The following is a 9,449-nucleotide window of genomic DNA, read 5'->3' as shown; positions in this document are numbered from 1 at the left end:
GCTACTTCGCTGCTAAATTTTCGTAAACTCAAATTCAGATTCACGCTCGTGGTCGAACTCGTGCAGGAAGAAGGGGTTCGCATCAAGAATTCTAACATTAAACGAATCATTTGCCAGGTTCTATTCGTCGCAAAAAAAATGGCACGCCCGAGAGGATTCGAACCCCTAACCCCCTGATCCGTAGTCAAGTGCTCTATCCAATTGAGCCACGGGCGCACGCTTTGTGCTAAATGCTTTTACTACCGTTCTGGTGTCAAGCACAAATTGATTTGATTCGTATTTATCGTTTATGATCGCTTCTGTAGAAAATTTCATGAGCTTCAGGCTAATCTTTTACAGATAATTCTTGTCTTGACATCACCAACTTCATCAAAAATGTAACATCAAAATAATTTGATGAGGTATGGATGAAAAAGCGAATCCTGATCATTACAACCGGTGGCACGATCGCTATGAAATTCGATAAGAATTTCGGTGTTCTACCCAATAATGAACTAATTGAAATGCTGCATTCATTTCCTCAACTTCAAGATGTTGCAGAAATCAAAGTTCATGAATTCACCAATATCCCCAGCCCTTATATGACTCCCGGAAAAATGTTTAAACTTGGTAAGTTGATTGAAGAAAAGATCATAGATTTTGATGGTATAGTAATAACACACGGAACTGATACTTTGGAAGAGACATCTTATTTTCTTGATCTGATGCTTTCCACCAATAAACCTGTTGTTCTTACCGCAGCAATGAGAAGTGGTTCCGAACTTGGTTTGGACGGACCCAGAAATATAGTTGGTGCTGTACGAGTTGCAAGTGATGAATTATCGGTAAATCGTGGTGTGCTGGTAGTGATGAACGATGAGATAAATTGCGCTCGTGATGTTGTGAAAACTGATTCTGGCAAAACAGATGCTTTTGAAACTCCGCTATATGGACTTCTGGGAATTATCGATCCCGATAAAATTATTTTTTATCGCAAGCGAATTATCGACGAAAGCATTACAACTAACGAAATTGAAACCAAAATTGATTTGATAAAATGTGTTTCAGGAATGGGAACTCATCATCTGGATGCTTCAATTAATTCTGGAGTTAAAGCGATTGTTTTAGAAGCATTTGGTCGAGGTAACGTTCCCAGGTCAATAGTTCCAAAAATTCAGGAAGCAATTAGCAAGAATATTATTATTGTAATTGTATCGCGAACCTACACTGGAAGAGTATTGTCGGAATATGGTTATGAAGGCGGCGGCAAATATCTTCAGAAGATGGGTGCAATCTTGGGTGGAGATTTGAAAGGACCAAAAATGAGATTGAAACTGATGCTTCTTTTTGGTAAACTGAAGACTCCTGATTTAGTTCGAGAATATTTGAAAAATGAGTTTAACTAGGAAAATCTATGCTAAAAATATTACAAATTATTGAATATTATTTTGCTCATCATGTTATTTTCAGTACAGGTCTGATGCTGCTGATAGGTTTTTTGTTCGGACAACTTTCCGAGAAGATAAAACTTCCTGCTATAACAGGTTACATCTTAGCAGGAGTTATTATTGGAGATTCTGGAATGAAGCTGATCCGGCATGAAAATATGCAAATGCTTTATATTTTATCGGAAGTCACACTTTCCTTTATTGCAGTTATCATCGGTGGAGAATTTTCCTTTTTCAAATTGAAATTATACGGCAAAAAGATTGTAATCATAACTCTGGCTCAGATGTTTCTCACTTTTGTATTGGTTTCTTTTGGATTGCTTCTGATTGGCTTGCCTAACTTCATCTCATTTTTATTAGGAGCTATTTCAGCAGCTACAGCACCTGCTGCTACTGTTGTAATCGTAGAAAAACTGAAAGCAAAAGGTAAGTTCGTAGACTATCTTTATGGGATCGTTGCCCTGGATGACGCCGGAACTGTAATCCTTTTTTCAATAGCATTTGCCATCTCTGCTTCACTAATCGGAGGAACTGAGCTTGTTTTATCTCATGCTTTGATCCACGCATTCAAAGAAATTTTTTATTCATTGGTTGTAGGAGTGCTGGGAGGAATTGCAATCCACCTTTCCACAGTGAGAAAACGCAATATGAGCGAAGTGAAAATCCTGGCATTAGGTTTTATATTCCTGACAACTTCCATCTCGATCAGTTTACATCTCTCACCCCTTATTTCAAATATGACACTCGGGATGTTCCTGGTAAATATGAATAAAAAACACGTTCGCATTTTATTCTCTTTTGAACCATTTACTCCACCTTTATACGCTGTTTTCTTTGCCATAGCAGGAGCAGAACTCAGGCTTGATGTATTTGCAGATTCCAGCGTACTTTTAGCAGGATTTTTGTTCATTTTTCTGCGTGGATTGGGGAAATTTTTTGGAGTTTTCTTTTCCTGCTGGAGTGTGAAATTGGAAAAAAATATCAGAAATTACCTTGGTTTAAGTATGCTCCCACAAGCTGGAGTTGCCATAGGTCTGGTACTTTTTGTGCAGGCTTCACCGGCAGTTATAAATGCTTCGGATGCTGTACAACTGCAGATCGGTAAAATGATAAATATTGTTTTGATGTCGGTGTTCTTCAATGAAATTTTGGGCCCCCCACTTTCCAAACTGGCAATTCTAAAAAACCTGAAAAGGAGATAACATGAGCTTATCGGAAATTATAAAACTGGAATCCTGTACTGTTGATTTGCAGGCCAAAGATAAAGATGATACACTAAAGCAAATCGCAAAACTTCTACGCAGAAGTAGTGAATTAACCGCAATTGATGATACAATTATTTATAAAGCGCTTAAAGAAAGAGAAGAAATGGGCAGCACCGGTTTCAGTAAAGGTATTGCCATGCCGCATTGTCAGCTGGAAGGCATCGAGAATTTTGTTATCAGTCTGGCTATCTGCAAAAAGGGCATCTATTTTGATTCTCTGGATAAAAAAAAATCGAAGATTTTTGTTACAATTATTGGCCCCAAAGGCGATCGGAACAGGCATCTTAAACTTTTAGCGTCCTGCTCTCATATTTTAAAAGAACCTGGTGTAATTAATGATCTGCTGCAGACAAATACGAAAATAAACTTATACGAAGAATTCCTGCGAAATGCTGATAACGGTGTTGGCGGAATTTCACAAAAAGGTCAGGAAAAGCTGATGATCCTGATCGTGAAAGATGAAAATATTATTCAGGATATTACCGAAGTTTTCATCGAATACGGTGTGGAACAATCCACAATTATCGACACACAGCAAATGGAAAATCTACTTTCCAAGGTTCCGCTTTTTATGGGATTTTTCAATTTTACCGGCGACAAAAACCCTGCCAGCAAGATCATTCTTGTCAAGATCACCAAAGATCACATAAATGCCATAGTTAAAGGATTGGAAGACATTTTTGGCGATCTGGATTATTTCTCGGATTTGGGAATTATGGTTCTTGATTTGTCTTTTTCAAAAGGATTTTAAATGATGAAGAGCTTCCGAATGTTCCCGAATGCTTTCGGTATCTTCGGTATGTTTGAATCAAAATTAAACCCCTCTCTGATTTGCATTGGAATTCATGCAGGAAAAGCAAATTATCTCCCCTTTCCGTCTACGCCCCACTACGCCGTGACAGGCCAAAGGAGAAATAATAATGAAAAAGGAATTAGAATATGAAATACGATTTCGATAAAATGATAGATAGAAAAAATACAAATTGTTATAAATGGGATTTTACTAAAGAAATGTTTGGAACTGATGATATCATTCCGCTCTGGGTTGCCGATACCGATTTCGCAGCTCCTGAACCGGTTGTTGATAAGTTGGTTGAAAGAGCAAAACATGGCGTTTATGGTTATTCTTTCGAGCCGGAAGAATATTTTCAAGTATTTATTGATTGGTTAGATAAACGTTTCAATTGGAAAATCGAGAAAGAATGGATCATCAATACAACCGGCATCGTTCCTGCGATCAATTTTGCTATTCAGGCCTTTACCAAACCTGACGATAAAATTCTGGTGCAAACTCCAGTCTATTTCCCTTTCTTTGAATCTATCAAAAAGAATGATCGTGAAGTAGTTAACTCACAACTGAAACTGGTTGGGAACAGATATGAAATTGATTTTAAAGACCTGGAAAACAAACTGAAAGCTGATGTAAAAATGATGCTTTTCTGCAGTCCGCATAATCCTGTAGGAAGAGTTTGGACAAAATCTGAATTAGAAAAAGTGGCAACTTTATGCTTGGATAATAATGTCCTTTTAATTTCTGATGAGATTCATTCTGATCTGATATTAAGCCAATACAAACACATTCCTACGGCAAGTATGAACAAGAAAATTGCCGATAATATTATCTCCATGTACGCTCCCAGTAAAACTTTTAATGTAGCAGGATTGTCTACTTCAACAATTGTAATTCCAAATAAACATATCAGATATAAATTCCAAAAACTTTTAGAAAAACTCGGACTTCATCTCATCAATGTTTTTGGTATCGAAGCATTCATAGCAGCTTATAAAGACGGTGAAGAGTGGCTGGAACAGCTTTTAAAATATATTGAAAATAACTATCACTATGTAAAATCATATCTTGAAGAAAACATACCGAAAATATCCGCAATTGAAATGGAAGGAACGTATTTGATGTGGCTGGATTGCCGAAAATTGAATTTATCACAAAATGATTTGGTCGGTTTATTTATTAATAAAGCAAAAGTCGGTTTGAATGATGGAAAAGTTTTCGGTGCAGGTGGAGAAGGTTTCATGCGGCTGAATATCGGCTGTCCCAGAAGTTTGCTGGAAGAAGCTTTGGAGAGAATAAAAAATGCTATAACATAAATGAAAAAGGAGCCATCCAAAGACAGCTCCTGATTTTATTTTTTACAACTAACGAAAGATTTTAGGGATTTTGCGAATAAAGAATATTATCCCAGTCTTCCCAGGTTCCCTGATTATTTATTCCCAGCCAGTCTCCAGCCGAAGGTGTTGTAGAATTTTCATCTCCGTTTGTATCACCGCCATGTTCATCATCGTACCAGGATGTAAAGAAAACTCCATTTGCATCATAATTTATCAGATTATCACCATTGTAAGTTAGTCCACAGTTCATAAATTTCATGATCACATCTTCTGCTAAAGTTAAAGAATTACCAGCATCAATCTCTATTCCACCGTTCAAAGCTACAAATGCCACTCCAAATTCATTTTCCGCCCAAACAATATCTCCTTGAACAAGACAAGTTGTACCTGGTGTATCCACAAAAATTGCATTCTGAGTATTGGCTTGCGTGTAATTATTTGGATTTCTGAATGTATTACTGTTGTCCAAACTAATGGCACCATTGATTCTGAGTGGTTTTTGATTGAAATAGAAATCACTTTCCCTGATTGAAGTTCCAGCCGCTGCCAGGCTTGCGTCTAAGGCAGCAGTATTCATGCCATTATTATTTTTGAAAAGACAATATGAAACATCTGCTTCTGTTCCATTACCAAGGCAAAGCGTATAATCATCATCTGAACCACCGCCATACATAAATTTACAATTCATGAAACTTGAGCTATTGCCCATTCCGCTTACTATGATGTAATCCCAGTCACCAGCTGCAGGTTCTGTGGCATCGCCATCTTCGTTTGTGTCTCCACCAGCTTCATCATCGTAAATGGAAGTGAAATAAACAGGATTGGTCTGGCTTCCAGTAGCATTCAAAGTTCCATCAACTTCCAGTCTGGTATTTTCGTAAAATTTGAAGATAACTCCGGCCGATAAATCCAACGAGTTATCAGTGGAAATTTGATAATCTGTTTCATAGAAAACATACGGCATTTCGATCTCACTCCAACTTACGCTACCATCCGCAAGATAGTTATCCACCAAAATTCCGATATGATCATTTTCCACATCTCTGCTTTCGGGATCAGCAAAAATATTGCTGGCATTCAGGTCGATGGTCAAGTTGATTTGAAGTGGCCAGGCGTTATCATAAATCCAGTTATCTGAAATCGTGGTTCCACTTCCAGCAGTTGCTGCATTTATTGCTCCGTTTTCTCCCAGATTGTGAGCTATAACACTATTGGTAATACTTACATCAGTATCATCTTCCAGCTTGATAACCTGCTCATCATTTCCGCCGCCATAACGGAAAACACAATAATCAAAATTGGAAAGATTGTCTTCTCCGTTTATTGCAATATCAGTCCAATCTCCTCGGGCTGGAAAAGTGGCATTGCCATCACCATTGGAATCTCCACCTGCCACATCATCATAAATTGATGTAAACACAATGGGTTGAATTTCCGATCCTACAGCAATAATTTCTCCTCCATTTCCTAATGTTGAGAATGAAGCACCTTCCTCAAACTTGATGACAGTACCTTCCTGGATTGTAAGAGTTGCAAAAATTTGAATAGGATTATTTATGTGATAGATATTATTGTTATTCCAAGTAACGTTTCCAGCGATGTTTCCGGTAATTTCTATCACATTTATCGGAACGATTTGAATATTGAGAGTTGTAGTTTCTTCCGATTCCACAACAACTTCATTTTGGATTTGAGTTACAAATCCGTTTCCCGAAAATGAAATCGTGTAAGTTCCCTGTTCCATTTCACAGCTATAATAGCCGTTAATGTCGGTTGTGGCTAAAATCGAATCTCCATTGGCAACCGTAATTCCATTCACCAATTCACCGGTATTAATATTAGTTACCACACCTTCCAAAATGCCGGGTTCATCGTTGGAACCGTTGTTTTCACATCCGGTCAGGAAAATAATTCCTGCGATAATGAAACACAAGCCAATTTTAAAAAATCTATTCATTGATATTTCCTCCTTATCAATTGTTTATCAATCTTCACTTTGAAGCGAAGCTAAATATCGGGAAATTTGTCGTCAAGAGATTTGATTTCTATAATCATTCTTTTGAGGAAGGTTTCCACAAATATTTATTGAAATCAATCCTTTCTTTTTCGTCGAATTGTACACCTTCCGCTTGCAAAAGCGATTTTTGATATTCATAGCCGTCACCCGGTCGAAGAGAAATCTTTCCTTTGCTATTAATGATGCGATGCCAGGGAAGTTTCTCTTTTTGCCAGGAAGAATTCAGCAGTCGAACGATCTGCCTTGCTCCGCGATTATTTCCTGCTAAAGCTGCAATCTGCCCATAAGTACACACTTTTCCGGCGGGAATGCTCTTCATGATCCGGATTGCATTTTGGCTGAAAACTGAAAACATTTTTATTTTTCAATGAGAGCTTTTACAGGTTCAAGACCAAAGGCAGTTCCCTCTTGTATTGCTTTCAGGATCGTGCCGCCGCCTGTGAAAAAATAGTATTTATCGTCATCTAATGCTGCAGAATGAATTTGCGGCAAAAGAAGTTTGAAATCCTGCAAAGTATCGCCGCCACCAAAAAGTTTATTGGCTTTTCTGTTTTCATTTATCAGGGAATACAAAGCCTTTGAACCTGCAGAGAAATTCGGAGTAAATCCCATCACAGCATTCACGAAAAAAGTTTCAGCATCAGCAAATATCTTCTTAATTTCTTCAGTTTCAAAAGCCTGAGGAGCAGCATCCAAAATATAATTTAATTTCATTCCAGGTTGGAAATCTGCGATTTTCCTGATACGTGTTTTCCCGTGATCATTTTTTTCTAAAATATCAGATTCAAGAACTAACGGAATTTCCAGAATTTTATGAGAAAATTCTCTGGTTGAATCGATAAAGCTTTGGGCTGATTGAATATCTTCCTCCGAAATTCCTTCGATTCTAATATCATATTTCGCACAAAGATAAGCGTTATAAATAACTCCGCCAATAATAAGATGATCTGCTTTTGTCAGAAGTGCAGTCAAAGGGCCGATTTTCGTATCGAATTTGGAGCCAGCAACAACCGCCACAAATGGTCGTTTCGCATCCAGTACTTTTGCCAGATTATCGATCTCTTTTATCATCAATAATCCTGCGAAAGAAGGAAGATATTTTGTTACAAGAAATGTAGATGCGTGCGGTTGCCAACTGCCGAAAGCATCATTCACAAAAACATCAGCTAAATCTGCCAACTCTTTAGCAAAACCTTCAGCTTTTTCATCTTTTGCTTCTTCTCCAGCAAACCAGCGAGTATTGGGAAGATAAACACCATCGATCTCACCTTCCTTCAATTTTTCAATAGCAGTTTTATCTTTAAAATCGGGTTTATCATTCAAAGCTACTTTAAAGGTTTTTCCTATTTTTTTGTTAAGATATTCCACGATTGGTTTTACCGAAGTTGCTTCGGAAACTATAATCTCACCTGTATTTTTATTTTTTGGTCTGCCTACATGGCTCATCAGGATCGGTTTACCACCTTTTTTTAGAACAAATTTTATGGTTGGCAAAGATGCATCAATGCGATAGGTGTCTTTTATCTTTCCTTTTTTAACTACGTTATGATCGATTCTTATCAATACTTTTTTACCTTTTAAATCTACCTCTTTCACACTTGGGATCCGAGCCATTTCTCCTCCAATTATAAATATTAATTTCGTAGATGATTCTTTGATATTTAAAGATATTTAGGCAACATTTTTTTTTACTAAAAAAAACTTCCGATTGAAAAAGCTCCCCTTTGTAAGGGGAGAAGAGAAACGAAGTTTCGAAGAGGGGTTTTAGATTGAAGATTTACGATTTAAGATTTACGATTGAAGATTTACTTATTTATCAGATTCCTTATTTCTCCCTTGTTAAGGGGAGATGCCGGCAGGCAGAGGGGTTATTTACGATTGAAGATTTACTTATTTATCAGATTCCTTATTTCTCCCTTGTTAAGGGGAGATGCCGGCAGGCAGAGGGGTTATTTACGATTTTAGATTTAAGATTTATTTAATTATCAGATTCCTTATTTCTCCCTTGTTAAGGGGAGATGCCGGCAGGCAGAGGGGTTATTTACGATTGAAGATTTATTTAATTATCAGATTCCTTATTTCTCCCTTGTTAAGGGGAGATGCCGGCAGGCAGAGGGGTTATTTACGATTGAAGATTTAAGATCTAAGAATCAGAATTTCTTGAATCCCTTTTCTTCTTCAACATTCGGAAGAACTGTGTACATTCCGAAGTTAAAGCGAAAGCCGTAAATGAAACCTTCGTAATGGTCGAATTTATGAGACCTTGCGAATGGTTGAAAAAAACCATTGCGGAGGTCGCAAGTTATAACACTTTGCGAATGGCTGAAAATAACCATTGCGGAGGTCGAATGACCATCCGCAAGGTTTTTACACTACTATTTCATCAGAACCTGTCCCGTGAAATTCCGAAGGACTATTTCATCAGTATCATCTTCTTTGTCTGAACAAACTTGTCGGCAAGGACAAGTTCTCCCGAAAACAAGTTTCGGGAAGTAATAAAAGAAAAAGCCCCGACTCACATCGGGGCTGATATCTATTCACTGGAGTTCAGGTTTGACTGGACTTCAGGGAATGATTCTCAACTCCAGTTTCGCGAAAGCTCCTCTGAAGTCG

At 37.7% G+C, this 9,449-nt stretch carries 8 protein-coding genes and 1 tRNA gene; 5 read left to right on the top strand and 4 right to left on the bottom strand.

The window, feature by feature from the left end:
- Nucleotides 1-139: 139 nt before the first annotated feature.
- Nucleotides 140-216: transfer RNA gene (locus K9N40_12140), tRNA-Arg, on the bottom strand.
- A 191-nt stretch (nucleotides 217-407) separates the two neighbouring features.
- Here K9N40_12140 and K9N40_12135 point away from each other — a divergent pair.
- From K9N40_12135 to K9N40_12120, 4 genes are all read left to right on the top strand, one after another.
- The gene (locus K9N40_12135) at nucleotides 408-1,385 is read left to right on the top strand and encodes an asparaginase (GenBank protein MCF7815218.1); all 978 of its coding nucleotides are present in this window, start codon (nucleotides 408-410) and stop codon (nucleotides 1,383-1,385) included.
- Between the two features lie 8 nt (nucleotides 1,386-1,393).
- Nucleotides 1,394-2,629 (top strand): cation:proton antiporter, encoded by a 1,236-nt coding sequence (locus tag K9N40_12130; protein MCF7815217.1) that lies wholly within the window; start codon nucleotides 1,394-1,396, stop codon nucleotides 2,627-2,629.
- Nucleotide 2,630: 1 nt separating this feature from the next.
- The gene (locus K9N40_12125; GenBank protein MCF7815216.1) at nucleotides 2,631-3,443 is read left to right on the top strand and encodes a PTS sugar transporter subunit IIA; all 813 of its coding nucleotides are present in this window, start codon (nucleotides 2,631-2,633) and stop codon (nucleotides 3,441-3,443) included.
- Nucleotides 3,444-3,631: 188 nt separating this feature from the next.
- Entirely contained in the window at nucleotides 3,632-4,798 is a 1,167-nt protein-coding gene (locus tag K9N40_12120; protein MCF7815215.1) for a PatB family C-S lyase, read from the top strand.
- Between the two features lie 61 nt (nucleotides 4,799-4,859).
- Here the strand turns inward: K9N40_12120 and K9N40_12115 are convergent, their stop codons facing one another.
- From K9N40_12115 to K9N40_12105, 3 genes are all read right to left on the bottom strand, one after another.
- Nucleotides 4,860-6,776: a carboxypeptidase-like regulatory domain-containing protein gene (locus tag K9N40_12115; protein ID MCF7815214.1), complete on the bottom strand. Its 1,917-nt coding sequence runs from the start codon at nucleotides 6,774-6,776 to the stop codon at nucleotides 4,860-4,862.
- 94 nt (nucleotides 6,777-6,870) lie between these two features.
- Nucleotides 6,871-7,191, bottom strand: coding sequence for an MGMT family protein (locus tag K9N40_12110; GenBank protein ID MCF7815213.1), 321 nt, complete (start codon nucleotides 7,189-7,191; stop codon nucleotides 6,871-6,873).
- A gap of 2 nt (nucleotides 7,192-7,193) precedes the next feature.
- A complete protein-coding gene (locus K9N40_12105; protein MCF7815212.1) occupies nucleotides 7,194-8,450 on the bottom strand; it encodes a phosphoglycerate kinase in 1,257 nt (418 codons plus the stop codon).
- 155 nt (nucleotides 8,451-8,605) lie between these two features.
- On the opposite strand from K9N40_12105, the gene K9N40_12100 reads away from it, so the two are divergent.
- Entirely contained in the window at nucleotides 8,606-8,818 is a 213-nt protein-coding gene (locus K9N40_12100) for a hypothetical protein (GenBank protein ID MCF7815211.1), read from the top strand.
- Nucleotides 8,819-9,449: the final 631 nt, after the last annotated feature.

The sequence above is a fragment of the Candidatus Cloacimonadota bacterium genome, from assembly GCA_021734245.1.
GTDB lineage: Bacteria > Cloacimonadota > Cloacimonadia > Cloacimonadales > TCS61 > B137-G9.
Note: the sequence above shows the minus strand (reverse complement) of the source record. Positions and strands in the feature narration are given on the sequence as shown.